Source organism: Campylobacter concisus, from assembly GCF_002165815.1.
Taxonomy (GTDB): domain Bacteria; phylum Campylobacterota; class Campylobacteria; order Campylobacterales; family Campylobacteraceae; genus Campylobacter_A; species Campylobacter_A concisus_BH.
In genome coordinates this window covers 1-236 of record NZ_NDYN01000043.1, presented here as the reverse complement: position 1 = coordinate 236, position 236 = coordinate 1, and the positions used below count along the sequence as shown (strand labels likewise).

The following is a 236-nucleotide window of genomic DNA, read 5'->3' as shown; positions in this document are numbered from 1 at the left end:
CCACTCTGCGGAAAAGAGCATTGATTTTAATGTGCCTTTGTGAGCATTTACTTCATCATAAATTTCAGCATATTCTGGCTTTGTTAGTTTGCCACTACTATCTACTCTACCTATGGCATCTTCTGGTATATCTATCATAGTACATTTTAGATTACTTCTTTTTACTAGATAGATATATCTATCTCTCTTATCTTTTAGGCTTTCATAGTAGGCTTTTTCTGATTTAGTCCATGGAG

1 pseudogene is annotated in these 236 nt (G+C 33.9%); it reads right to left on the bottom strand.

The window, feature by feature from the left end:
- Nucleotides 1-236: pseudogene (locus B9N65_RS10860) on the bottom strand (thioredoxin reductase); the annotation flags it as partial.